This is a genomic window from Sulfitobacter sp. TBRI5 (genome assembly GCF_051013555.1).
In the GTDB taxonomy this organism is placed as follows: Bacteria; Pseudomonadota; Alphaproteobacteria; order Rhodobacterales; family Rhodobacteraceae; genus JL08.
The window spans coordinates 4,010,883-4,036,985 of the sequence record NZ_CP112884.1 but is presented as its reverse complement, the minus strand read 5'-3'; the positions used below and the strand labels follow the sequence as shown (position 1 = coordinate 4,036,985).

Annotated in this window: 20 protein-coding genes; 12 read left to right on the top strand and 8 right to left on the bottom strand. The window is 57.1% G+C overall.

The annotated features are described in order from the left end of the window. Positions 1–338: 338 nt before the first annotated feature. From OLX72_RS20025 to OLX72_RS20015, 3 genes are all read right to left on the bottom strand, one after another. Positions 339–2,510 (bottom strand): CHASE2 domain-containing protein, encoded by a 2,172-nt coding sequence (locus tag OLX72_RS20025; protein WP_433989423.1) that lies wholly within the window; start codon positions 2,508–2,510, stop codon positions 339–341. A 38-nt stretch (positions 2,511–2,548) separates the two neighbouring features. Beyond that, positions 2,549–3,367 carry a FecR family protein gene (locus tag OLX72_RS20020; RefSeq protein ID WP_433989422.1) on the bottom strand — a complete coding sequence of 273 codons (819 nt, stop codon included), beginning with the start codon at positions 3,365–3,367 and terminating at the stop codon, positions 2,549–2,551. Positions 3,368–3,788: 421 nt separating this feature from the next. After that, on the bottom strand, positions 3,789–4,592 hold the full coding sequence (locus OLX72_RS20015; RefSeq protein ID WP_433989421.1) for a class I SAM-dependent methyltransferase: 804 nt from the start codon (positions 4,590–4,592) through the stop codon (positions 3,789–3,791). 308 nt (positions 4,593–4,900) lie between these two features. Between OLX72_RS20015 and OLX72_RS20010 the strand changes: the two genes are divergently transcribed. Then, complete coding sequence (locus OLX72_RS20010; RefSeq protein ID WP_433989420.1) at positions 4,901–5,080, top strand: hypothetical protein; 180 nt, start codon at positions 4,901–4,903, stop codon at positions 5,078–5,080. 231 nt (positions 5,081–5,311) lie between these two features. Here OLX72_RS20010 and OLX72_RS20005 read toward each other — a convergent pair whose 3' ends face one another. The 3 genes from OLX72_RS20005 to OLX72_RS19995 all read right to left on the bottom strand — a co-directional run bounded on the left by OLX72_RS20005 (position 5,312) and on the right by OLX72_RS19995 (position 10,240). Then, positions 5,312–5,818 carry a DUF2478 domain-containing protein gene (locus tag OLX72_RS20005; RefSeq protein ID WP_433989419.1) on the bottom strand — a complete coding sequence of 169 codons (507 nt, stop codon included), beginning with the start codon at positions 5,816–5,818 and terminating at the stop codon, positions 5,312–5,314. A gap of 143 nt (positions 5,819–5,961) precedes the next feature. Next, positions 5,962–9,066, bottom strand: a complete 3,105-nt coding sequence (locus OLX72_RS20000; protein ID WP_433989418.1) for an efflux RND transporter permease subunit — start codon at positions 9,064–9,066, stop codon at positions 5,962–5,964. Between the two features lie 13 nt (positions 9,067–9,079). Beyond that, positions 9,080–10,240 (bottom strand): efflux RND transporter periplasmic adaptor subunit, encoded by a 1,161-nt coding sequence (locus OLX72_RS19995; protein ID WP_433989417.1) that lies wholly within the window; start codon positions 10,238–10,240, stop codon positions 9,080–9,082. A 78-nt stretch (positions 10,241–10,318) separates the two neighbouring features. Here OLX72_RS19995 and OLX72_RS19990 point away from each other — a divergent pair, with 78 nt between their 5' ends. Together OLX72_RS19990 and OLX72_RS19985 are read left to right on the top strand one after the other, a co-directional pair. Then, positions 10,319–11,056, top strand: coding sequence for a carcinine hydrolase/isopenicillin-N N-acyltransferase family protein (locus OLX72_RS19990; protein ID WP_433989416.1), 738 nt, complete (start codon positions 10,319–10,321; stop codon positions 11,054–11,056). A gap of 24 nt (positions 11,057–11,080) precedes the next feature. Continuing rightward, complete coding sequence (locus OLX72_RS19985) at positions 11,081–12,121, top strand: M42 family metallopeptidase (protein WP_433989415.1); 1,041 nt, start codon at positions 11,081–11,083, stop codon at positions 12,119–12,121. A gap of 58 nt (positions 12,122–12,179) precedes the next feature. Here the strand turns inward: OLX72_RS19985 and OLX72_RS19980 are convergent, their stop codons facing one another. Continuing rightward, entirely contained in the window at positions 12,180–13,706 is a 1,527-nt protein-coding gene (locus OLX72_RS19980; RefSeq protein WP_433989414.1) for a fused MFS/spermidine synthase, read from the bottom strand. A 124-nt stretch (positions 13,707–13,830) separates the two neighbouring features. Between OLX72_RS19980 and OLX72_RS19975 the strand changes: the two genes are divergently transcribed. The 8 genes from OLX72_RS19975 to OLX72_RS19940 all read left to right on the top strand — a co-directional run bounded on the left by OLX72_RS19975 (position 13,831) and on the right by OLX72_RS19940 (position 23,867). Continuing rightward, positions 13,831–14,778: a 1-phosphofructokinase family hexose kinase gene (locus OLX72_RS19975; protein ID WP_433990485.1), complete on the top strand. Its 948-nt coding sequence runs from the start codon at positions 13,831–13,833 to the stop codon at positions 14,776–14,778. Positions 14,779–14,905: 127 nt separating this feature from the next. Then, entirely contained in the window at positions 14,906–17,335 is a 2,430-nt protein-coding gene (locus tag OLX72_RS19970; RefSeq protein WP_433989413.1) for a GcvT family protein, read from the top strand. A gap of 96 nt (positions 17,336–17,431) precedes the next feature. Beyond that, the gene (locus tag OLX72_RS19965; RefSeq protein WP_114869508.1) at positions 17,432–18,340 is read left to right on the top strand and encodes a LysR family transcriptional regulator; all 909 of its coding nucleotides are present in this window, start codon (positions 17,432–17,434) and stop codon (positions 18,338–18,340) included. A gap of 131 nt (positions 18,341–18,471) precedes the next feature. Then, the gene (locus OLX72_RS19960) at positions 18,472–19,632 is read left to right on the top strand and encodes an ABC transporter substrate-binding protein (protein WP_433989412.1); all 1,161 of its coding nucleotides are present in this window, start codon (positions 18,472–18,474) and stop codon (positions 19,630–19,632) included. 57 nt (positions 19,633–19,689) lie between these two features. Then, positions 19,690–20,673 carry an ABC transporter ATP-binding protein gene (locus OLX72_RS19955; RefSeq protein ID WP_433989411.1) on the top strand — a complete coding sequence of 328 codons (984 nt, stop codon included), beginning with the start codon at positions 19,690–19,692 and terminating at the stop codon, positions 20,671–20,673. Next, the gene (locus tag OLX72_RS19950) at positions 20,670–21,611 is read left to right on the top strand and encodes an ABC transporter permease (protein ID WP_114869511.1); all 942 of its coding nucleotides are present in this window, start codon (positions 20,670–20,672) and stop codon (positions 21,609–21,611) included. Before OLX72_RS19955 ends, OLX72_RS19950 begins: the two co-directional genes overlap by 4 nt. Beyond that, the gene (locus OLX72_RS19945) at positions 21,601–22,407 is read left to right on the top strand and encodes an ABC transporter permease (RefSeq protein ID WP_114869512.1); all 807 of its coding nucleotides are present in this window, start codon (positions 21,601–21,603) and stop codon (positions 22,405–22,407) included. Before OLX72_RS19950 ends, OLX72_RS19945 begins: the two co-directional genes overlap by 11 nt. A gap of 35 nt (positions 22,408–22,442) precedes the next feature. Next, positions 22,443–23,867, top strand: a complete 1,425-nt coding sequence (locus OLX72_RS19940) for a gamma-aminobutyraldehyde dehydrogenase (RefSeq protein ID WP_433989410.1) — start codon at positions 22,443–22,445, stop codon at positions 23,865–23,867. A gap of 114 nt (positions 23,868–23,981) precedes the next feature. On the opposite strand, the gene OLX72_RS19935 is transcribed toward OLX72_RS19940, so the two are convergent. Next, positions 23,982–24,866, bottom strand: a complete 885-nt coding sequence (locus tag OLX72_RS19935) for a LysR family transcriptional regulator (protein ID WP_114869514.1) — start codon at positions 24,864–24,866, stop codon at positions 23,982–23,984. 235 nt (positions 24,867–25,101) lie between these two features. On the opposite strand from OLX72_RS19935, the gene OLX72_RS19930 reads away from it, so the two are divergent. Then, on the top strand, positions 25,102–26,067 hold the full coding sequence (locus OLX72_RS19930) for an ABC transporter substrate-binding protein (RefSeq protein WP_114869515.1): 966 nt from the start codon (positions 25,102–25,104) through the stop codon (positions 26,065–26,067). Positions 26,068–26,103: the final 36 nt, after the last annotated feature.

Below are 26,103 nucleotides of genomic sequence, written 5' to 3'. Positions count from 1 at the left end.
CATGCACAAAATACCCAATACATCCGTTTCATATCGCCCGCCCCCACGGGTTTCGGACCACTTAACGCTATCAAGAGGTCCGGAACAATCTTAAGCAGAAAATGCAGAGTTTTTCTACTGTTATTGGAAGGATAGCAGGTCTGGATACAACGAAAGTGAATTCTCAGAAACCGTCTGGTGCATTTGATTTCCATTCAAGTATCTGTATATAAATAGAAAAATGAGATTTTGGCTGTCGAGGCGCCTCGGTGGCTCCCCTTTGCCGGAAACTGTTCGTCACGGGTTTGGAAACAAAAACGCGATTGTTTTTCAGGCATCTCTACCTGATTCAGCCGTATTCAGGCGCGTTCCTGTAGCGGTTCAACCTGGTCGATAGCCCTGAAATCATCATACCTGCCGGGAATTTTTTCATAGAATTCGACCAGATCAACACCTGCGTTCCGGGCGTGCGACATGCAGATATCAAGGCGGTCCGCGATTGTGGCCTGATCCAGACCCGAAGATATGGCTTTCACCAATAGGTCGTGATCGGTTTTCAGCTTTTTGAAATCGTCACTCTGGGCGAAGGTGCTGTCGCCCAGAATGATGAAAATCCGGGTCAGATCGGTTTTGCCCTTCAGATCGACAATGCCGGAATAAAGGCATGCGATGTCTGGTGCCATTTGGACCGTCCGGGCCGTGGCCACGATATCAAAGCCCACATGACGGCACGTGGTTTCGACACGAGAGGCGACATTCACGGTATCGCCGATGACCGAATAATCAAAGCGTTTGCGGGATCCGACATTGCCGACACAAGCGTTCCCCGAGTTGATGCCGATAGCGATCCGGATGGGTGAACCGGGTTTGCTTTGATTGAAGTCCTTGATCGCAGTTCGCATCTGGATGGCCGCCCGGCACGCGCGCGCAGCGTGATCCGGCGTTTCAATCGGTGCGTTCCAGAAGGCCATCACGGAATCGCCGATGAACTTGTCGATCGTGCCTTCCTGATCTAGGATTTCAAAGCTGAGTTTGTCAAACAGGCCGTTCAGCAGCGCAACAAGGTCCGATGCCTCTACCGTTTCCGAAAGTGTTGTAAAATCACGGATATCGCAAAACATCACAGTCACCGGCTTGGTGATGCCCCCCAGTTCAAGCTGGTATCGGCTTTTTTCGATCTGCTCCAAAACGGTTGGTGCAACATATTTTGAGAAACTGAGCCTGATCTGGCGTTTGTCATAGTCCGTGATCACGAACTGGTACCCCGCAACGGTGGCAAACGCCAAGAACCCCCCAACCAGAGGAAATGTCGCGTCAAACAGAATGCCCTGCGTCGCGTAAGCGACCCAACTGGCGATCACCACAATAAAGGCGCTGAAAAAACCGGTCACAAACGACCAGATGGGCCCCGACAATGTCATGCGATAGAGAACGATCAGGCCAAGCAGGATCAGGGTGAGGATTTCGACGCCCTGAATCCAGTCGGTGCGTTTCAGATATGTGCCCAGCAAGATTTGTTCGACGATCTGCGCGTGGATCGAAACACCCGGAACACTTTGCCGAAGGGCAGTGGCGCGGATATCGAGAAGACCCGCCGCCGAAGATCCGACAAATACAATCGTATTTTGCAGTTTTTCGGCAAGAGCGGGGTCATATGTTTCATCCAGCACCTGATGTGCTGAAACATATAGGTCGGGTTGATATGACCGGAATTTCACCCAAATCTGGCCGTCAAACAGTGTCGGAATGTCAATTTCGCCCACACCCACGGCCGAAACACTGCCCAATGTGCCTTCGGTTCCCCACAGAATATAGGAGGTTTCACCAAGCGCCACACGCAACGCTTCCAAAGCGAGGCTGGGCATCGGGCCTTGTGAGCCGTTCCAGATCAGGGGGACGGTGCGAATAACGCTGGTCTGCCCATAGCCTTCCACACTAACGCTGCCGATGCCGGCTGCGGCGTCTTTCAGAACCGGAATGATCGAAGTTGATGCGCCCATCCGCGGCAGCACATCAATCAGATTTTCGCCGAATTCGATCACCTCGGCCACCGCGGTTTCGGTTGGCTTTCCGGTTTCGGGGGTCTGCGCCGTGCCCAACACGACAGGAATGTTCGCAAAGGTTTCGGCAAACACCGCGTCAAAATCAATTTGCAGCAGGTTCTCGCGGGCCCCGTCTGGCAAGGTCAGCCCCGAAAACGTGTTCCGCTCAAGCAGATTGGACGGTGAGTACCGATCTTTTTCCACAAACAGCACGTCAAACACGACAACCGCAGCGCCGTAGGATTGGAGTTGCGTGACCAGATCGGCAAGCATATCGCGTGGCCATGGCCACTGTCCCAACTCGCGCAGGGAAGCTTCGTCGATGTCGACAATGCGCACTCCGACATCCTGATAGGCTCGGGGTTTTATCTGTTGCAGGCTGTCAAAGTAGAAATCGCGCCCCGCCTTGACCGGATAGGGATCCAGAATCCGGATGACCATCAGGCCAATCAGAAGCACGAACCCAAGGATAAACGGCGTTCTGTTCATGACCTAGAAAACGACCGAAAGAAAACCACCCGAACGCGTCAATTTTCGTCGGCTCCCTCGTCATAACCGCCTCCTCGTTCGTCTCCGCCCCGTGTATCGCCGCGCGCATCCGGGTCGCCGCCGCCTTCAAAACGGTCGCGGCTTTTTTGTGGAACGGTTGTCTGGGTGGTCACTGTTTTTCCGACCTCGCCGCAGGATTCAACGCGTACGCGGTAATCGCTGGCCAGCGATTCCTGCGAAAGAACGAACGGAAAGTTTTCCACTATCAAACTGGCTTTGTTTTCTGGTGTGTCGGGCTGGACAATGCGGCCACGATTGGCGGTTACAACTGCGCACCCGCCGGACACCCGTGCACACGAGTTGGTGCGGGTGCAAATCCTGACCTCGCCGGAAAACGTGACCAGATTGGTCAAACGGCGGCTATCAACTGTGAAATCGAATTCGGTCCCGCGAATACCCATGGTTGCGGTCGGTGTGCGCAGTTCATATGCGGCCTTGGGGCTGCGACCCGTCAGAAAACGAAATGTACCCCCCACGGCCTGAACGGCAAACCGGCTGGCCTTTTCGCCGGTGGACCGGGTGAATTCTTCGATCTGAAGTTCTGATGCGGGGCCGACGACAACGCGTGTCCGGTCTGCAAAAACGATTTGCACCTGGCCGCTGCCATCCGTTCTGATCAAATCGCCTTCCATGATGTCGGCCTTTGAAACCAGTCTTTTGGTCGCGTTTGCCTGGGTAACGGTCGCGCCCTGCGAAACGCTTGTCACCTTTCCGATGGCCTGCGCCCAGACGGGTACCGCGCCCGCACTCAAGACGCCGATAAACAGCAAACCAAAAACACGCCGAAAATTCTTCATGAACAAACTCCAGTATATCTGCGCCTAAAGCTGGAAAGTGCCCAGGTTTTTTCGCAGGCGGCCGAGTTGTCAGTAGAACTGATCCCCCAGCCCTAAAACGATATCAGGTCGAAAATAATTTGTTGTCTTATACAGATTCTGAATGATGCTCTTAAACTTCTTTATTTGCAATAGGTTAGTGGTTTGGCGGGTATCGCGCCTTCAATTTGAACGGCGCAACTGCACCGATGACGCCGGATATCGGGCGCGCAAAAATCCGCAAAAATGCGTTCTGAACATCCTCTGGTCCCGACGATTTTCCGGTTCGCATCAAACGCGCCCGTCCCGTCTGGTGTTGCGCATGAAATCTATGATCTGTCGTCCGCGGCACAGATGTCTGGGGCTTGAAACGTTGGCAAACCGGACCGCGTCACCCGCTGTTTCAAGTGGGCCATTTTGCCTTTACTGCCCATGCCCGTGCTGGAAGGGTGACATGCGCGCCCCTATCTATTTTTGCAGCCAGATGATCCTTCAGGCGCTGCTTGCGATCTTCGGACAAGCTTTTGACATAGCCCGGCGCAGGGCCTGCGCCCAGGGTGAAAGGGTGCCAGAATGCTTCGAAATCCGGAAACCGGGACTCGACCTCGATTGACGTGATCTGTGCTTTTGCCATCCCTGCATCGCGGCAAATATTGGCCAGCCCGTCTTTCTGACAAAACGGAAATCTTGCGCTTTCGTCCAGTTCTACCGCGTCAGGATCAAGTTCGGCGGCGGCCTTCCAAAATGCATCAATGAAGCCCATGCCGCCGCCGGGGTAATCCCACACGTAAAACGCCACCAATCCATCCGGACGCAAGACGCGTTTCATTTCGGCAAAAGCAGCTTTCTTGTCGGCGATGAAGTTCAGGACCAGCCCCGATGTTACAATATCTGCTGATGTGTCCATACAAGGCAGGTGGTCGGCGCTGGCAACTGCAAAGTCAGCCCTGTCATCCGAAATCTCTGCTTTGGCATGGGCAACGAAATCTTTGGATTGGTCCGTTGAAAGAATGGAGCGGGGTCTTGCCGCCGCCAGAATTGCTTCGGTCAGGGCGCCGGTTCCGCATCCGATTTCCAGCCAGTCTGCATTCGCGGGCGGATCGACCCAGTTGACGAACTTTGCCGCGATCTTGCGGCTCCATCTGCCCATGTAATGTTCGTAGCTTTGGCCGGCGCTCCAGGCGTCGAATTCGGTTTGTGCCATCATCTCGCCTTCCAGCAATGCGAAAACGGTTCAGGCGACGGTTCACGCAGCCTCACGACAGCATATCACAGATCGAGATCAAGACATAATTTCAGTATAGTATTCCGGTTGAGGGCCACATTGGCATCCCGCGCTTTTTCCGCCGGGCTTGTTCTGTCCTGATAAAGGCTGGGTGTGTCTTTTGAAGCGGGCAGACTGAAGCAGGTTCGAATTCACGTGCGCGAAGAACATACTGTTTCCCAGATAGCGACAAAATGCCTTGAAAAATGTGGTATTGTGACTTGGTAACAAGTTGTTTCCGAGGTGTAGTAATGAATAAATCCAAGGTAGTGAACCAATTGGCATTTGTAATCAGCCATCTGTATCGTGGAATTTCCGAAAAAGAGATTGAGCAAAAGCTTATGAACGACGGTTGGTCGATCGGTGCCATACGCGAAGCGCTGGACGCCGCGTCCGACGTAAGGCTTTCTGGTCAGGTAAGGTCTTTTTGAGGCCAACTCAAAGCTGAGGTCCTAGCGTTGGTTTCCGGTAGGGCGGAGCGTTAAGAGACGCCACGGTTATCTGTCTGACGGGCTGCAAACGCAGGTCTTGCCGGGCTTGCGATAGAAGGCCGCGCAGACCGAAAAGGCGGGAACTGCGGAAAACAGCTTTCGTAAAACCTCCAGCGCAAAACCTGTTCGAACCGCGCGATGCAGACCTTTTCCAATGCGCCAAAGCGCTGCCTAAGATGCGTTGTCGCGCAGCCACGCGATTATGGCGTCGGTCTGCGGTTCAATCGCCGTGGCCAGACCGCCGGTGAAATCTTTAAATGCTGACTTGCTTGCCACGCCCACTCCGACAAGCACAGGTATGTCGAGCTCTATCGCTGCGCCGATGGCGCTGCAAAACCCGCGGCCGGCCGCTTCCTCGGGGCCGAATTTGTTGAGTATGAACAGATCGGCGTCTTCCAATGCACCTGACTCGACCGAGGCAACGGCTTGGGCGATCGCGCCGGGATCAAGGCGGCAGGCATCAGAACCGGCACCCAGATCCTGTGTGATTTTGGTCACCGGACCTTCTGGCAGAATCCGCACCTTCGTATCGCACCCGTTTTCGAAAACACCTGCATAGCCAAAATCCTTGACGATGCCTGCAAGCGACATGCCCTGCGCCTGCAACAGGTTGGCAACTTCGGACAGGAGCGCGTCTGTTCCGCCGCGCACTGGCGAGGTGACACTTGCAATTTTCATATCCGCTCCTGTGTCTTGTCCGGCACGCACGGGCATTTCCCGACCGCGTCATGCGCCGCGTCTACTGCAGCGAAACCATCAGACAGGCATGGTTTTGCGTCAATGCGGCGGATTGCATCGGACATGCGCCAGTTTGCTGCCCTCTAGATCGCCTCGGCTTCGCCCAGTTCCCTTTCAAGCCGCTCTTCCTCAGCCTTGCGCGGTTTGGACAGTCCGGCCAGCAAAAGATAGGCAACCGGTGTCAGATAAAGGGTTGAAATCGTCGCCAGGCCCAGCCCGCCGACGATGACCCATCCCAGCGCCTCGCGCGCTTCCGCCCCAGCACCGGATGACAGGATCAACGGGACACCGCCAAAAACTGTTGATGTCATGGTCATCATTACGGGGCGAAGACGGATCGTAGAGGCATCATAGATCGCGCTGCGCACGTCCTGACCCTTGTCGCGCAACTGGTTGGCAAATTCGACAATCAGGATACCGTTCTTGGCCATGATCCCGATCAGCATGACAAGCCCGATCTGACTGTAGACATTCAGGCTAAGGCCGGTAAACAGAAGCGCAAAAGCCGCACACGCAAGCCCGATAGGCACCGTGGCCATGACCACAACGGCTGACACAAAGCTTTCGAACTGGGCCGCCAGAACCAGCAGGACGACAAGAATGGCAAAGCCGAATGTCAGCAAAAGCCCTGAATTCGTCTGGTCCAGCGTGGCGGCTTCGGCAAGCGGCACAATCCGGTTTTCCTCGGCCAGAAGATCGTCGGCGATTTGGCGCACCTCTTCCATCGCATCGCCCAGCGACATTCGCGGCGTTAGCCCGGCAGATATTTCCACCGACCGGTTTTGCCCTTCGCGGCTTAATTCCGGGGCCACCGGACGTTCTTCCAGTTTCACAAAACTGGACATCGGAACCATAAGGCCGCTGCCGGTCTGTACGAATATGTTCTCCAGATCATTGGGGTCGTTGACCGGTGTGCTGGTCGAAAGCATCTGCACATCAAAGCTGGCGTCATCGATAAAAACCGACCCGATGCTGTTGCCATCCAGAACCGCGCGCAACGCTTCGCCCAGGCCGGTAATGTCGATTCCCAAATCCGACGCGAGGGCGCGATTGATCTCGATAAAAATCTGCGGCTGTGTGGTTTCGTACTCCAGCCGCACCTGACCCATGGCTTCGTTCTGCTGTAATCTGCTCACCAGTTGCTGTGCCACCTCGGCCAGTTGGGCATAACTGTCACCGGTCACCGCAAAGCTTAGGCCACGCCCGGCGCCACGGATGCCCAGACTGTTGGGCTGAATCGCGAATGTCCGCACGCCGATGATTTCGCGAAGTTTTGCATTGATGTCGTCGACTATTTCGCTTTGGGCGCGGGCACGTTCTTCCCATTTTGCGAGGGTAAACACCATGAAGCCGCGGTTTTCCGCGCCAAAACCAGTGATTGAGAACACATTGGTAATTTCACCCGACGCGCGCAACGGCTGCACGGCGTCTTCTATTTCCTGCATCTTTCTTGTTGTGTAATCGAGGGATACCCCCTGTGGAGCAGTCACGCGCAACAGTGCCACAGCGCGGTCTTCTGCCGGGGTCAGTTCCTGTTTGATGCCATTTGAAACCAGAACGGCAGTGGTCGCGAACAGCGCGGCAACAAGAACAATGACCAAAGGCGCTGCAAGCGCTGCGCGCAGGCTTGCCCCGTAAAGCGCAACCAGCCTGTCGCCCAGCCAGACCAGCGGCCCGCGTTTTTTGGCGGCGTCCTGCGTCAACAGGCGGCTGGCTAGTACCGGGCAAAGCGACAGGGCTACAACCGAAGACAGCATGACGGCAATCGCCAGGGTAAAGCCGAATTCGCGGAACAGGCCACCGGCTTGCCCCGGAAGAAAAGATAACGGTATGAAAACCGCCGCAAGGGTTGCGGTAGTGGTGACAACCGCGAAGAACACCTGCTGTGTCCCCAATACGGCGGCGGCGCGCGGCCCCATCCCGTCGGCACGGCGACGCACGATGTTTTCAAGAACCACAATGGCATCATCCACCACTATTCCGGTGGCAAGAACCAAAGCCAGCAGGGTCAGGATGTTGATCGAGAAACCCACCAGATAGATCGCAGCGACAGTTCCGATCAGGGCCACAGGCAATGTCAGGGCAGGTATCAGCGTGGCGCGCGCATCCCGAAGAAACACAAAGATCACCGCAACCACAATCAGCACCGCAAGGCCAAGTGTTTTCAAAACCTCGTCGATGGCCCCCTGGATAAACAGCGCATCATCGGATGTGACGAAGATGTTGACGTCCTCGGGCAGGGTATCGTTCAGATCAGCAACAACTTTGCGCACCGCTGCCGAAATTTCGAGCGTGTTTGATGTTGCCTGTCTGATAACACCCATGCCCAGACCGAGATTGCCATTTGCCCGCAGCACCGTTTCATTTGGCGCAGGGCCAAGTGTGACGCGGGCAACATCCCCAACCGTGACGTCGTCGGCCAGCTTCAGCGCTTCGAATGCTTCGGCGGTGGCGACGGTGGCCGTGGTGCGCACGTTGATCGATTGCTGCGTGCTGGACAGGTCGCCGGCGGGCGCGTCATAGGATACGTCCGACAATGCATTTCGCATGTCTGCAAGGGTCAGGCCCCTGCTTGCCATTTCCAGTTGGTCGATATCGACGCGGAATATGGGCTGACGATCACCATAGACCTGAAGGTCGGCAACCCCGTTGATAGAGATCAGGCGGTCCAGCACCCGTTCTTCGACAATTTGCGTCAGTTCCTGCGGTGAGCGCCCGGACGAGGTGACGGCAATGCGCATGATCGGGTCGGCGTTGGCGTCTGCCTTTACGATCTGCGGGTTTTCCGCATTGTCGGGAAGATCGTTCACGATGCGCGAAACGGCATCGCGAATGTCGGTAGCGGCCACGTCTATTTCAACGTTTTCTTCGAATTCCACCGTAACACGGCTGCGGGTATAGCGGGAGTTTGAAGAGATTGTGCGCACGCCGGACACCCGCCCGACGGCCCCTTCGATGCGGCCGGTCAGTTCCTGATCCACCGTTTCAGGCGATGCGCCGGGGAAGGGCGTTGTTATGGTTACAACGGGTCGGCCAACATTGGGAAGCTCGCGTATCTCGGCACCAAAAAGCCCGGCGACGCCGGCCAGTACAATCAGCGCGTTCAACACGAAAGCTAGGATGGGACGCCGCACAAAAAGCGCGGTTCCCGAACCAAAGGCGGTGCTCTTTCCGGTAAAGGATGCCATGGTGCGCCCCCCGTTAAAGAGTTTGGGACGGCAAGGCGACGCCAAGCGCAGTGCTTTGGTCGCTGACAATAATCTCGCGTCCCGTTTGCAGGCTTTGCACGCCTTCCGTCACCACCTGTTCACCGGGTGTCAGCAGGCCCTCGACCAGCACCTGATCGCTGTTACGCTGCCGGATCGTGACATTCACCGGCTGGGCCTTGCCGTCACGCACAACCCACACAAACGCGCCCTCGCTGGACCATTGCAGGGCAAGCGGATCAACGGACAACAATGTCTCTCCGGGAAAGCTCAGGCCGACCTTGAAGGCCATACCGACCCGCAACAGATCGTTCGCGTTTTCAACGCGCGCCTGCACGCGCAGGGTCCGGCTGGCGCGATCTACGATTGTATCGATTGCGCTGATCTTGCCCTGCAAGACCACATCACGCAAACCCAAGGGCATGATTTTGACCGGCAACCCGATCTTGATGCCGCTGATCACGCGTTCCGGCACTCTGAAGTCGATCAGAATTTCAGAGCGATCAGTGATGGATATCAGGGCTTCCTGCGCCGTGACCCGATCGCCGACTTCTATGTCGATCAGGCCGACCCAACCGGAAATTGGCGCGACGATCCGGCGTTGTTCCAGATCGAACTGGGCCTGTCTGAGGGCCAGTTCCGCCGTCCGCAAGGCCAGTTCAACCTCGCGAGCCCGAACTTCGGTGACGGCGCCGGTTCGTTGCAACTGCTTTACGCGTTCTGCTTCTGAAATCGCGTTGTCCAAAGTGATCTGGGCGCGTTCCAGCGCGATTGCCTCGGCTTCGTTTTCCAGCCGGATCATCACTGCGCCTTCCTCGACGCGATTACCTGCCCTCAGGGCAATGTCTGTTATCTTGCCCACAGTGTCGGATCGTACCGTCACGCTGCGCAAGGCACGGCCATCCCCGATGGCCGTCACTTCATCCGCGCTGACCGTTGCCGTGACAGTGGATACCTTTACCTGAACTGGCACCGAAACAGGGCGCATTGCGTCAGCGGCCTGATCGCTGCGTTGCTGTTCATCCTCGATCCCAAGAAGCGAAAGCACCCCGATGCGATCCAGAAAGGGCCGGGCTTCCGGGACGTAGCGGATCCAGATGAACAGCGCGGCGCCCAGAACCAGAGCGCCCAACAAAAACTGACGTATCACCGACATTCAGATCGCCTCAAAAACCCTGTCCACAGTAATTTCATAAATAGCACACTCAGCGGGAAGTCACGCGTCAATTCGGCAATGTATGCGGTATCGGACTTATCGTTCGCTGTTCTGGAAAGCCAGCCAGTGGCGGGCAGGGCGGTACATTACCTCTTACTGTTTGCCAAAACACAGTGCCCTTCGGCTGCGTCGGACGCCTTGCAAACTGATCCGCCTGAACCCGCGCTTTTGACCATCAAGCCTGCCAAACCAGCCGTCAATACGTTGTTGATGTTGCGCCATGCAGCGGACGGTTTGCCAGTGGCGATGGCGTTGCGCCACGCTCTTGGCGCGCGCAACCGTGCGGACGCTCTGGCGCGTTTGCGTGGTGTCGGGCACGCCAGCGGGCAGCATTACGCGCTTGCGGCAATCGATGGCATTTCTTCGGTCGAATGTTCGGCCCTGTCCTGCGCGCCCTTGCCGTTGCCGCCGGATGGCGTGCTGCTGCACACCAACCATCCTCTGGCCAATGGTGATGTGGATGACAGCGCGCAGGCGCGGCTGGATGCGGCGGGGTTCAACAAAAGCTCGCGCACGCGGCTGGACTGGTTGCACACGCGCAAGGATGCGATTGATACGGTCGCCCGTCTGCAATCGGTTTTCGATGATGCAGATGCGCCGATCTGTATGCGCGCCAAAACCAATGGCGGGTCCAGCACATTTGCATCCGTTCTTTATGAAATGACCCAAACGCCGCGCGTCCGGATGCGGCAGGGCATCGCGGGGAGCAGCGCATGGCGCGTATTTACATTTTCCGATACGCACGCGACACCCTGATAAAACTGACCAAAAGGAAAACCGATGAACACTGATTTGCTGAAACGGCTTTGCGAAATGCCGGGCGTGCCGGGGCGCGAAAACCGCGTGCGCGATCTGATCACGTCGGAAATCAAGGGCATGTTCGACAACGTCGAAACCGACGCGATGGGATCGCTGATCTGTCGGCGCGATGCCCACGGGACCGAAGACGCGCCCAAGGTGATGCTGCTGTGTCACATGGATGAAATCGGATTTCTGGTCAGTCATATCTCGAAAGACGGGTTCCTGTACCTGCAACCGGTTGGCGGGTTCGATCCGCGCAATCTGTTCTCGCGTCGGGTGCTGGTGTGCACCGATGATGGCGATCTGAAAGGCGTAATGAACCCGGGTGGCAAGCCCATCCATATTTCCTCGCCCGAAGATCGCAAGAAAATACCCGAAGTCGGCGAGTTTTTTGTCGATATCGGACTGGGTGAAAAGGCCAAGGACGTGGTCAAGGTCGGTGACTATGTCGTCATGGATGAACCCTTTGTCGAAATGGGCGACCGGTTCGTGTCCAAGGCGCTGGACAACCGCGTGGCCTGCTGGCTGGGGATCGAGGCGATCCGCAAACTGGGCAAAAAGGGCCGCGGCGCGGAAATTCACGTGGCCTTTACCTGTCAGGAAGAAGTGGGCCTTCGCGGCGCGCGCACGGCGGCCTACCGTGTGCGGCCCGATATCGGATTGGGGATCGACACCACCTTGGCCTGCGACACGCCCGGCGTGCCCGATCACATGGCAACCACGCAATTGGGCAAGGGGTTCGGCCTGCACGTGCGCGACAGCAGCTTTATCGCCGATGCGGAACTGGTGCGCGACATCGAGGCGCTGGCCCTGCGCAGGAAAATCCCGTTCCAGCGCACGATGCTGGCCGCAGGCGGACAGGACGGTGCTGCCGCGCAACAGGCTGCCGCAGGCGCGCGCGCGATCGGGATCGTCGTTGGCACCCGCTATATCCACACCGTGACCGAGATGATTGCGAAACGCGATTTGCAGGCCGCGCTGGACATACTGGTTGCCTATCTGGAAGGGTTCGACAGCTAGGTTGATGCGGTGCGGTTTGGTTTCCGCTGTTCGCCAGACCGCGCCTGTTAGTGCCGCGTCAGTCCACCACGCGATCAAGGCCCATGAGATGCGTCAGTGGCGCGTGATCATCCGTCAGAATTTGGGCGGTCTTCCGGTGTAGAATATTGTCGATAAATCCGGGGTCCAGCGGCTGAAACCGGGTTCTGTCTGGTGCCGCCGTTTCGATCGCGGATACCGGGCTGTCTTGGTCGCTGGCCAGCAAAACAAACACACGGCGTTCCCCGGTTACAGGGGCACTGGCCACGGTCCAGACTTCCACGCTGGCAAAGACTTCGCGCAATGTCACAATCACCGCTGACAGCGCATCCAGCCTGTCGACATTGTCGATAAGGTTCATCGCAAAGACGCCGCCGGGTTCTAGCCGGTCGGCGACCAGATCAAGGAATTCGAGCGTGACAAGGTGCTCGGGAACCGCGATGTCGGTAAAAGCATCCCCGACGATGACATCGAACTTCCCGGTGCTGCCACGCAAGGCCCGTCGCGCATCGTTGTGAAGGATTGTCGCCGTATCGCGATCGAACCAGAAATGCTCTGCTGCCACGGCGGTGACTTCGGGATCAATTTCGGCGATTGTGATGCCGGTTATCCCCCGGTCCGCCCAGGCCCGCGGTACCGAATAAGACCCACCGCCAATGTGGAAAGACGTGAAATCGGTTCGTTCCATCCGCATGCGGGGCAAGGCATCCAGCATGGCGGCATGTTCGGTAAACATCACCCGTGGCGTGTTGCGGTTGCTTATGCCATGGGCCAGATGATCCACCACCATTAGGTTGACCGGGTCGTTCGGATCGTCTGACATGGCGACAGTCCTGATGCAGTAATAGCTGCTTTCCCGATCACAAACCGAAGGCAGGCTGAAAGCGCCGATGCCGATAAGGCAGACGGCTGCGATCCCGCCCAGCGAGATCGTCATTTCACGCGACGTAGCCCCGCCAAGCCAGAACAATGTGAGTGCCGCCATTGCATAGATCGCGGCAATCACAAGTAGGGTCGCCACAGACCCCATCCAAGGCACGAATAGGAACCCCGCCGCCAGTGTTCCGACAATCGCCCCGATCGCACCTGCCGCAAACATCGCGCCCAGTGCCCGTTCAGAACGGTCGCGCCCGCGCATCGCTGCCACCGTCAGGACAGGTGCAGGCACACCCGCAAACACCGAGGGCAAAAAGAACGCAAGCATGCTGAGCGCCGTAATGGCTGCCAGCGGATGCAACAGGGTTTCGATTACCGGCCCCGCAAGTGCCCGCAGCAACAGGGTTGCGCCGGCTGTTGCGCAGGCGGCTGCAATCATTGTCCAACCCGTGATCCGCAGCGCGCGGCCCGTCTCGTACCCCGCGATCCGCCCGCCCCACCAGTGGCCGACAGAAAAACCCGCTAGAACCACCGCAATGATTGACGTCCATGTGTAAAGACTCATTCCGACATAGGGTGCAATCATCCGCCCAGCCACGATCTCGACCACAAGGCTTGACGCGGAAATCCCGGCCTGAAGGAAAATCAGCAACCAAAGCGGTGCAAGAGATTGTTTTTCGGGGTCTTCCATCTGGTTTGTCCTGTCAAAGATACCAGCGTTCAGGCGGGTAGGGCCGATGCCGGGCTGTTATGCTCTCTCTATGCAAATATTCCTGACCACGGTATTCAATTCATGAAACGGAAAGGTAGATGTTCTGCAAGACATTCTAACCATAACGCTGAACCCTGCGATTGATCTGTCCACATCGGTGGCGCAGGTCGTCGCCGGACCAAAGCTGTACTGCGAAGCGCCAAGGATCGATCCGGGCGGCGGCGGTGTGAATGTCGCGCGGGCGATTTGCAAACTGGGCGGCACTGCCAAAGCCCTGATTGCCGTTGGTGGCGTTTCGGGTGAACGGTTGTTGCAGTTGCTCGAGGCGGAAAACGTGCCTGTTCACGCCGTAGCAGTCAGCGGTGAAACCCGCGAAAGTTTTGCGGTCACAGACAGCAGCACCGGTGAACAATTCCGGTTCAGCATTCCCGGGCAAACCCTGACACCGCAAGACGGCGACCGCCTAATAGCTGAAATCACGGCGGCGGCTGCTCCTGACGGCTACGTGGTCTTAAGCGGTGGCGTCTCGCCGGGGCTGGGCGATGCCTATCCGGATCGCATTCGCGCGGCGCTGGCACCGCACACACAAAAACTGGTTGTCGATACGTCCAAGGGTGCCTTGATGCGCCTGATCACGCAGCCTTTGGCCCCTTTGCACATACTGCGGCTGGACCAGCGAGAGGCCGAACAGGCGGCAGGACACCCACTTGATACGATGGACGACAGTATCGCGTTTGCCCGAACCCTGATTGCACGGGGCGTGGCCAGAACCATTGTGACGGGCCGCGCCGCCGAAGGCTCGATCCTGGTAAGCACCGATGCATGTTACATATGCCGCGCGCCGCAGGTTCCCGTTGTCAGCAAAATCGGCGCAGGCGATGCCTTTGTCGGCGCCCTGACGCTGTCACTTGCACGCGGACACCCACAGGATGTGGCGTTGCAATGGGGCGTGGCGGCGGCCAGCGCGACAATGGCCACCGCAGGCACCGGACTTTGCGACCTGCCCAGCGTAGAGGCCCTGCTGCCCCGATGCCATCTGGAACGGGGTTAGCCTGTGTTGGTCATCGCGCAACACTGCAAGAGGTGATCGCGGCACAGCCGCTGCTTTAACATTTTTGGTGAAAACAGCAGGCGGCTTTGATAACGGGTTAAGTGGAAATTGCTGGGGGAGCCATGGAATGAAATCACATGCGCAGGTGGTTGTTGTCGGCGGCGGATGTGTCGGGGCGTCTATTCTTTATGGTCTGACAAAGCACGGCTGCACCGACGCCGTGATGCTAGAGCGTTCGCAACTGACCGCCGGATCAACCTGGCATGCGGCGGGTTTGCTGGTGACATTTGTGCGGTCCCACTCGATTTCCAAGATGACGATGGAAACAATCCGCATTTATGGCGAGGTTGAACGCGCGCTGGGTACGTCGGTTGGCCTGCGACAAGTGGGCCAGTTGCGGATTGCCAATACAGAAAAACGCTGGGACGAATTCCAAAGCTATATCTCGGTGGCCGAAGCCGCAGGTGTGCCCTGCCGCCTGCTAAAGCCCCAAGAAGTGGCCAAGGTGCATCCGTTGCTGGTGCAAAGCAAAGATATCCGCGGCGGCCTTCTGCATGATCAGGATGGCTATATCAATCCGGCCGACATCACTATGGGTCTGGCCAAACTGGCGCGCGACAAGGGCGCCAGCATTTACCAGAACACCGAAGCAACCGGATACGAGGCGATGCCGGACGGGTCGTGGAAAGTGTTCACCAATCAGGGCGAAATCAACTGTGATCACCTGATATTTGCCACGGGCAACTATGCCCGCGAAAACGCGCGGCGCGTGGGGCTTGACCTGCCTTGCATCCCGATTGTGCATCAATACTGGACAACCGAACCGGTGCCCGAACTGATCCGGCGTCGAAAGGAAGGGTTGCCGGAATTTCCGATTTTACGGGATGAGGATTATGGCGCGTACCTGCGGGAAGATGTCGGCGGGTTTCAGTTTGGCCCTTATGAGTTCGAACAGGATCTCAAGCTTTTTGCCGAAGACCGTGTGCCGCCAACTTTCGGTGCCGATCTGTTGCCGGAAGATTTTGAAGCTGTCGAAACCCAGTGGGAACGTGCGATTGAACGTGTGCCCGCTTTGGGTGAGGTCGGCATCAAGGCCAACACACGTGGCCCGTTTCAGATGACCCCGGATGAATTGCCATTGTGCGGTCCGGCACCGGGGCACAGGAATTTGTGGCTGGCCGAAGGTGTCCCCGGCGGTATTCTTTGGGGCGGCACCATGGGCGAGCGGCTTGCCCGCTGGATCATCAATGGTGACCCCGGCATTGACATGTCCGAGATCGATCCGCGCCGCTTTGGTGATTTTGCCGCAAAACGCTGGACCATGGACAAGGTGCGCGGAACGTGGGGCACCCATATGCACGCCCATGTTCCGGGCGAAGACTATCCCTTTGCCCGCCCGATGAAGACCGTTCCGTCTTATGATCTGCTGACGGTGGCGGGCGCTGTCTGGACCACGTTCAACGGCTACGAATTCCCGCGTTGGTTCGCCCCTTCTGTGGAACTGGCCGTGCCCGAAGCGGGGTTCCGGCACACCGCGCATATGAAATACGTCCAGTCAGAGGTGAAAACCACACGTGAAACGGCCGGTTTCATCGAGATGTCGCCGATGACAAAATTCACCATACGCGGGCTGGGGGCTGCCGCGTGGCTTGACGGAATCATGGCCAATAAACTGCCCGGGATCGGACGTATCGCGCTTTCGGTGGTCTGCAACACCCGCGGTGGCATCGATGGCGAATACACCGTCGTGCGCTACAGCGAAAACGACTTTTACCTTGTCAGTACACCCAACGGGCAGGTCTATAACTGGGACCGGCTGTCGCGTCTGTTGCCGGATGACGGATCGGTGCAGATGGAGGACTTGTCGGAACAGATGGGTGTGATCGCGCTGGCCGGACCCAATGCGCGTGGCATTCTGCAACCGCTGACCGACAACGATCTTTCCACCCCGGCATTCCCCTTTATGTCGGCGCAAAAGGGAGAAGTGGGTTATGCCAAGGACGTGCACCTGCTGCGCATCAGCTATACCGGCGAACTGGGCTGGGAACTGCATCACCCGATCGGGTACAACCGGCATCTGGTCGATATGTTGCTGAAGGCGGGGGTGAACCCCTTTGGTCTTGAAGCGCTTGAGTCGATGCGGCTGGAAAAATCCTATCGTGCGATCAATCGAGAGCTACGCCGGGACATCACCCCGTTCGAGGCCGGTCTGGACCGCTTCGTGGTCATGGAAGATCGCACATTTATCGGGCGGGATGCCTTGGTCAAACAGAAAAATGACGGCAATCATCAGGTTCTGGTGACGCTGAAACTGCCCTATGGAGAGACGTCTGTGATCGCGGATGAAGGCGTGTATCAGGATGGAAAGCTGATCGGGCGCGTGACCTCGGGCGGGTTCTCTTATTATTGCAACCACGACATTGCCATGGCGCTGGTCCCTCAGGAATTTGCCAAGAACGGAACCCGACTTCAGGTCAAGATCCACAATAAAATGCGCGCGGCACAGGTGGTGGAAAACTGCGTTTACGATCCATCCGGCGCGCGCGCGCGCGCCTGATCGGGGTTTTCGTACGGCTTGGGCGGGCGCTTTCTCTTGGGATGAAAGAGTGCCTATACTACCGTCCAACCACTCAATTCGGGATATGTTGCCGCCGTGTCATTCACATTTCGCCAGTTGACCTATTTCGTTTCCGTGGCCGAACACGGGTCTGTCAGTGCGGCGTCGCAATCCCTGTCTATTTCCCAAAGTGCTGTGACAGAGGCCATCAAGGATCTGGAAGCCGATCTGGGTGTCAGGCTGTTTGATCGCCATTCCCGCGGATTGCGCATAACGCATCAGGGCCATCAGTTCCTGCGGCACGCTACAACCATTCTGTCCGAGGTGTCGCAGGCGCGGCGGGCCTTTCAGAAACAGGACCGCAGCACTCCGGGCAAACTGCATCTGGGCCTGACCTCGCTTGTGGCAGGATATGTAATATCCGATTTGCTGGCCAAGTTTACCCGAGCCTATCCCGAGGTCGAAATCACCGCCATCGAGGAGTCCGGAGAATATCTTGAACATTTGCTGATCGGCGGCGAAATGGATGTGGCCGTGATGATGACGTCGCGCATGTCGGATAATTATGCACTGCATGCCGAGGCGCTGGATGTGTCGCCCTATCGGTTGTGGATGCCGCTGGGGCACCGGCTTTTGAAACAGGACAGTATCAGCCTGTCCGACCTCAAGGACGAACCGTTGATCGTGCTGAATGTCGATGAAATGGAACAGGAGGCGGTCAAGCTGTTGTCGGTTCTCGGAACCCGGCCCAAAATCGCCTTCCGGACCCGTTCGGTCGAGGCTGTCCGTTCGCTGGTCGCGACCGGCTCCGGCGTGGCGCTTTTGCCCGATCTTGTGTACCGGCCGTGGTCGCTTGAGGGCGACCGGATCGAGGCGCGCGATGTGTCCGGATCATTGCCGGTCGTGCAGGTTGGCCTTGTCTGGCGCAAGGGATCGAAACTGTCTGATGCCGCGCATGAATTTGTGGCGATCGCACAGGCGCACAAACTATCTTCTGGGGTGTAGCGTACAGATATCGGAAAAACCGATATCATAATTCTGCGAATTGAATTGGCGAAAACAGTCTTTCTGCTGCAAGCTTTATCGCAAGAAGGTGGCGCCAAGCTGTCATATCGTTCTTGCAGGGGAGATTGCAGATGAATGGACTGTTGAAATCAAGTGCCGCAATGGCACTTTGTCTGGTTTTCGCCGGGCAGGGCATTGCGCAAACGGCATTAACGGAAATTGGTGAAGGCGAAGGACAGGTCAACATTGTCGCCTGGCCCGGATATCTTGAGCGCGGAGAAACGGTTGCCGAATTCGACTGGATCACCAGCTTTGAAGAAAGGACCGGGTGCATGGTTAACGTTAAAACCGCAAACACCAGCGACGAAATGGTCGCCCTGATGAACGAAGGCGGATTTGATCTGGTGACTGCGTCGGGTGATGCGTCTTTGCGGATGATCGCGGGCAAACGGGTGCAGCCGATCAATATCGACCTGATCCCAAGCTGGTCCACTGTGGACGACCGTTTGAAAGAAGCGCCATGGCATTTCACGAACGGAACCCATTACGGGACACCCTATATGTGGGGTCCAAACGTTCTGATGTATTCCACCGAGGTGTTCCCCGAACCGCCCACAAGCTGGGATGTTGTGTTCAAACCGATGGATCTACCGGACGGTCAGCCCAACGAAGGCCGCGTACAAGCCTATGACGGCCCGATCCACATCGCGGATGCCGCAAACTATCTGATGTTTCACCAACCGGAACTGGGGATCACATCACCTTACGAACTGAACGCGGAACAATATGCCGCCGCACTGGATCTGTTGCGTGAACAGCGCAAGATTGTCAGCCGTTACTGGCACGACGCGTTCATCCAGATCGACGATTTCAAAAACGAAGGCATGGCCGCCTCGGGAAGCTGGCCGTTTCAGGTGAACCTGTTGCAAGGTGACAATGCCGCCGTGGCATCGACGATCCCGCAAGAAGGCGCGACCGGCTGGGCCGATACGACAATGATGCATGCCGAAGCGGCCAACCCCAATTGCAGCTATATGTGGATGGAACATTCGCTGGCTTCCAACCTGCAATCGGACCTTTCTGTGTGGTTCGGCGCAAACCCCGCTGTGCCCGCCGCCTGTACGGATGGGCGCGGTATGCAGACCGCGGAAGGGTGCACAAAGAACGGGCTGGACGATTTCGAACGTATCAAGTTCTGGACCACGCCGGTTTCGTCCTGTGAAAGTCAGGGTGAATGCGTGCCTTACTATCGTTGGGTTTCTGATTACATCGGCGTAATCGGCGGGCGCTAACGCCACCCCGACACGTGCCCGCCGCCTGTGGTGGCGGGCCATATCACTGGAAGCCCTATGACATCTGCAATCCGCTTTTCCGGCGTGTCGCGCCACTATGGCGACGTGAAAGCCGTCGACGGTGTTGACCTTGATATCGCCGAAGGCGAATTTTTCGCCATGCTGGGCCCATCGGGTTCGGGAAAAACCACGTGCCTGCGTCTGATTGCGGGGTTCGAACAACCGACTCAGGGCGACATACGCATATTCGGTCAGGTCGCGCAGAACATCCCGCCCTACAAACGCAATGTGAACACCGTCTTTCAGGACTATGCGCTGTTCCCGCATCTGAATGTGCGCGACAATGTCGCCTACGGCCTGATGATCGCCGGTTTGCCCAAAGGCGCACGTCACAAAGCCGCCGAGGATGCGTTGGGCATGGTTGCGCTGGGCGGATACGGCGACCGTAAGCCCTCTGAACTGTCAGGCGGGCAGCGGCAGCGGGTTGCCTTGGCGCGCGCGCTGGTAAACGAACCCCGCGCCCTGCTGCTGGATGAGCCGTTGGGCGCGCTTGACCTGAAATTACGCGAACAGATGCAGGAAGAACTGAAGGCTTTGCAACGCAGCCTTGGCATCACATTTATATTCGTGACCCATGATCAGGGCGAGGCACTGTCGATGGCTGACCGGGTTGCGGTGTTCAACGAAGGGCGGATCATGCAATTGGGATCGCCCGAAGATATCTATTATCGCCCTGCGGTCCCGTTTGTGGCTGATTTCGTGGGCTCGTCCAATGTGCTGCCACCGGCATTGATGCGCGAACTGAAAGGTGTTGACGGTCACGGCAGCCTGCGCCCCGAGGCGGTGCGCTTGTCTGAAACGGGGCATGCTGCCAGTATTCGAAGCGTCAGTTTTCTGGGGTCTGCAACGCGGGTATCCATGCAGGTGCATGGTGTGGCGATGACGATGCTTTTGCCCAAGGGCGCTGTGGTGCCAAAGGCCGGCGACACGGTGCATGTCGACTGGAACAGCGAAGATCTGCATGTGATGGCGGGCGCATGACCGACCGGGCCGTCATCGCTGATCAGGGCGGAGTGCTGTCACGCATTTCCGACGAATTATGGCGCCGCCCTTCGTTGCTGGTGTTTTTGCTGATTCTGCCACCCGCGCTTTGGCTTGGGATTATCTATCTTGGGTCGCTGTTTGCGCTGCTGGCGCAAAGCTTCTTTTCGATCGACGAATTTTCCGGCCTGATCCAGTACGAATTCACCCTCAAGACCTATGGCGAATTGTTCCGCCCTTCGAATTTCGACATCATCGTGCGCACCGTTGTCATGGCCACCGCTGTCAGTGTCGCGGCAGCAATCATCGGCTTTCCCGTCGCCTATTTCGCCGCGCGCTATGCCCGTGGCAAATGGAAGGCGATATTCTACCTCGGGGTGATGATGCCGCTCTGGTCCAGCTATCTGGTCAAGGTCTATTCCTGGAAACTGATCCTTGCCAAAGAAGGCATCCTGAACTGGCTGTTTGAAACCCTGCACCTCAGCTGGCTTTTGAACGCCTATCTGTCCATTCCGGTCATTGGCGGCAATTCCCTCTCGGTCAGCGCCACCGGCACGTTTCTGGTGTTTCTTTACGTCTGGTTGCCGTTCATGATCCTGCCGATACAGGCATCGCTGGAACGTGTGCCGGTGTCGATGCTGGAAGCGTCCGGTGATCTGGGCGCGCGTCCGTCGCAAACCTTTCGCCATGTGTTGCTGCCGCTTGCGCTGCCCGGTGTGATCGCCGGATCAATCTTTACCTTTTCCCTTACATTGGGCGATTACATCATTCCGCAGATCGTCGGATCTTCGCGGCGGTTTATCGGCCAGGCGGTCTATGCTTATCAGGGCACCGCGGGAAACATCCCGCTTGCCGCCGCCTTTGCCGTCGTGCCCATTCTTTTGATGGCGGTCTATCTGTGGATTGCAAAACGGCAGGGGGCATTTGATGCACTCTGATCGCGCGCCACGGGGATTGAAGATTGCGGCGGGGCTGGGCCTTGCCTTCATGCATCTGCCGATCCTGTTGATCTTTGTCTATGCGTTCACAACCGAAGATAAATCCTATCAATGGCCGCCCCCCGGCCTGACGCTCAAATGGTTCGCCGTTACATGGCACAGGCCCGACGTCTGGACGGCGCTGGCCCTGTCGCTGAAGGTGGCTGCGATTTCAACTGTGATTGCTCTGATACTTGGCACGCTCTGTGCCGCGGCGATCAGCCGGACCAAGTTTTTTGGCCGCGAGGCGATCTCGTTGCTTGTGATATTACCGATTGCGTTGCCCGGAATTATCACGGGGATTTCACTGCGCTCGGCCTTTAATCTGGCTGATATCCCGTTCAGTTTCTGGACCATCGTTCTGGGGCACGCCACGTTCTGTGTCGTCGTTGTCTACAACAATGCGGTCGCACGGTTTCGCCGCGTTTCGGGCAGCCTGATCGAAGCGTCGATGGATCTTGGCGCCAACAGTTTCCAGACGTTCCGCCATGTCATTCTGCCCAATATTTCGACGGCATTGCTGGCGGGTGGAATGCTGGCCTTTGCGCTGTCATTTGACGAGGTCATCGTGACAACCTTTACGGCCGGACAACAACAGACGCTGCCGATCTGGATGCTGGAAGAACTGGTCAGACCGCGTGAACGCCCGGTGACAAACGTGGTCGCGCTGGTCGTCGTGCTGGTCACATTCCTGCCGATACTGGGGGCATATTATCTGACACGCGGCACCGACACGGTGGCCGGACAAGGCAAGTAACTCAACAAGGCAACTGGACCAAAGGAAGAGACATCATGGAAACCAAGATGCTGATCGGGTCATCGTTCGAGGCCGGAACCGATACAGAAGAACACGTTTTGAACCCCCGCACCGGCGAGGTTATTCTGAAGCTGCCCGAGGCCAATCCGGGCCAGATCGACCGCGCCGTGGCATCCGCGCGCGCGGCCTTTGGAACATGGGGGCGCACAACCCCGTCCGAACGGTCTGAAAAATTGCTGGCGATCGCGGACGCGATTGAGGCGAACCTAGAAGAACTAGCGCAGCTTGAGGCGCTGAATTGCGGCAAACCCATCAACGAGGTGCGCACCGCCGAAGTGCCCGCTGTGGCAGACTGCTTCCGATACTTCGCAGGTGCCGTGCGCAACATGCACACGTCAGCAGCCGGGGAATACATGGCGGGACACACATCAATGGTGCGCCGCGATCCTATTGGCGTTGTCGCGTCGATTGCGCCATGGAACTATCCGATGATGATGATGGCCTGGAAACTGGCCCCGGCACTTGCAGGGGGCAATACCGTGGTTCTGAAACCGTCCGAACAGACGCCACTAACGGCTTTGCGGCTGGCGAAACTGATGGCGGATATCCTGCCAGAAGGCGTTGTGAACGTGGTCGTCGGGCAGGGTGCCAGCGTAGGCAATACGCTGATCAGCCATCCGGATGTTGATATGGTTTCAATCACCGGCGATGTGGCAACAGGCAAGAAAGTGCTGCAGGCCGCATCCAGAACAGTCAAGCGGACGCATCTTGAACTGGGCGGCAAAGCGCCGGTGATCGTGTTTGATGATGCCGATCTTGGCCGTGTCGTCGAAGGGCTTAAGGCGTTCGGGTATTACAATGCAGGACAGGATTGTACTGCTGCCTGCCGGATCTATGCCGGTCCGAAAATATATGACAACCTTGTGGCTGATCTGTCCGCGGCCGCGGCCAGCATCGTTTATGACAACTCCGATGACACGCTGAACGAAATTCCGCCGCTTATTTCCATGCGCCAGCGCGACCGCGTTGCCAGTTTTGTGGAACGCACACGCGAACACAAACATATGGAAATTGCGACGGGGGGATCGTCGCATGAGGGATCGGGCTTTTATTTCCAGCCCACCGTGATTGCGGGCGCGCTTCAGACGGACGAGATTGTGCAGCGCGAAGTGTTCGGCCCAGTGGTTTCTGTTACGCGGTTCACCGATGCCGATCAGGCCGTGGACTGGGCCAATGACAGTGACTATGGGCTTGCGTCCTCTGTCTGGACAAGGGATGTGGGCCGCGCGATGGATGTGTCGGCGCGGATGCGTTATGGCTGCACATGGGTCAATACACATTTCATGCTGGTCAATGAAATGCCGCATGGCGGGTTGAAGCAATCGGGATATGGCAAAGACATGTCGATGTATGCGCTGGAAGATTACACAGCCGTGCGTCATGTCATGATCGCGCATTAAGACGGGGCTATCAGGGCCTGACTGCCCGGTGGGACGTGGTGTTGCAGAGGTTTTCGCTCGGTTTTGGAAAACGCCAAAGGCGTGATCCGGGCAAAATTTGGCGTGGGGGGCAGATTACAGCAGGTTCCACAGGTCCAGCGCGGTTTGATCAAGCGAACCCGGATCTGAAAACGCCGAGATTGTCAGCGAGGCGCACCACTCTTCGTTCCCGATGGGCACAAGCTGCCCGTTGGACAGTTCGGATGCGATTGCGGTTTGCGGCATCCAGGCAAACCCGCCACCGGCCAGCAAACGCCGTTTGATCGCTTCGACCAGCCCGTCGACATAGACGGTTTCGACATTCAGGGTTTTTCGATCCACTGTCTGCTCTACGACCATCCCCAGAAAGGATGACCTTTCATAGGCCAGATAGGGGATCGGTGACCGACCGCCCGTGTTCAGGTTCCACCCCAATCGTCGCGCCGGTTCTGTGGCGGCCACCGGGATCAGGCAGTCTATCAAAAGGTCTTTGCGTTCAAATGCGGTTTCATCGATCTTGGGCGAAACTGTATGGTGGCAATAGCACAGCAGAATATCGACCGCGCCTTCGACCAGTAATTCGCAACAGGTGCTAAGGGAATCGGATATGACGCGGGTGCGAAGATCGGGAAGCTGTGTTTGCAAATCTTCGATCCTGGATGCCAGAAAATTCACCGAAATCGTGTGCAGCACCGAAAACCGGATAAACCGGCTGTCACCGATATCCGCATCACGAAGCGACTGGCGCGCTTCGGACAGTTGTGAAATTGCGGCCATAGCGATCGGCAGGAAATTTTGTCCGCTATCGGTAAGCTGCACCGGATAGGTGGCGCGGTTTATCAGCGGCAACCCAACCCAGCTTTCCAAGGCTTTGATTCTACGGCTGAAAGCCGATTGCGTAATGTTTCTTTCCTTGGCCGCGCGCGTGAAATTCAATGTGCGCGCCAGACACTCGAAATCGCGCAGCCAGTTCAGATCCATGTCGTTTCACCTTCGCGCATCCAGTCGGTCCGGCCCAGTATACACATTTATGCAAATCCGGAATAGTTTGATGATTTGTTCGAATTGGCGATCTGGAAACGACTTGATCTAGACTTGAACCCATGAACCGGAAATCCAACCAACCAAACGTTTGCGAAAAAAGCGCGTGAACAACACTCCCGAATTACAAGAAAACTGATGCCAAAAAAGGCGCGATCCAACATAGGAGAGAAATATGAAAACGACCTTTAAATCACTGGGGCTTGCGGCGGCTGTCGGCATCTTTGCGATGCCTGCGCTGGCGTCGGAAGAAGTCAAGATTGGTGTCCCGTCCTGGACGGGTGCACAGGCGATCGCCCACCTGCTGGGGGCTGTCGTGGAAATGCGGATCGGCGGCAAGGTTGAATATGTGCCCGGCAACAACGCCACGATTTTTCAGGCGATGGATCAGGGAAAGGGTGACATTGATGTGCATCCCGATGTCTGGCTGCCCAATCAGGAAAGCTTTACCAAGAAATATGTCGACGAGGCGGGTACCGTAACGCTGTCGTCCAACCCCTATGAAGGCAATCAGGGCTTTTGCGTTTCGAAAGATTTTGGCGAGGCGAACAACATCACCGATATCGCCGATCTGGGCCGTCCGGATGTGGCCGCACTGATGGACAGCGATGGGAACGGTCTGGGCGAAATGTGGATCGGTGCACCGGGTTGGGCTTCGGCCAACGTGAACGAGGTGAAGACACGCGATTACGGCTTGATGGACTTTATCGAACCTGTGCGCGCCGAAGAAAGCGTCAAGACAGCGCGGATCAAGGACAGCATTGCCAAGGGTGAAGGTTATGCATTCTACTGCTACAAACCACACGCTGTCTGGTACATGTTCGACGTCAAAATGCTGACCGAGCCAACGTTTGATCCCGCGAAATATGTGATGATCCAGCCTTCGGATGATCCAGATTGGTTCCAGAAATCGAATGTCGCCACCAAAGACGCGCTGAAAAACGTACAGATTGCGTGGTCAAACTCTCTGGCCGACCGGTCGCCTGCAATCGCCGAGTTTTTTGCGAATTTTGCACTGACAGCCGATGATGTTTCCAGCTTTGCCTACGAAATCAGCGGCAAAGGCCGCGATCCGGCAGAGGTGGCGCGCGAATGGGTCGAAAACAACCCTGATCGCGTCGATACATGGCTGGGTCTGTGATCCGCTGAAAATGCCAACTGGCGGCACCGGCAACAC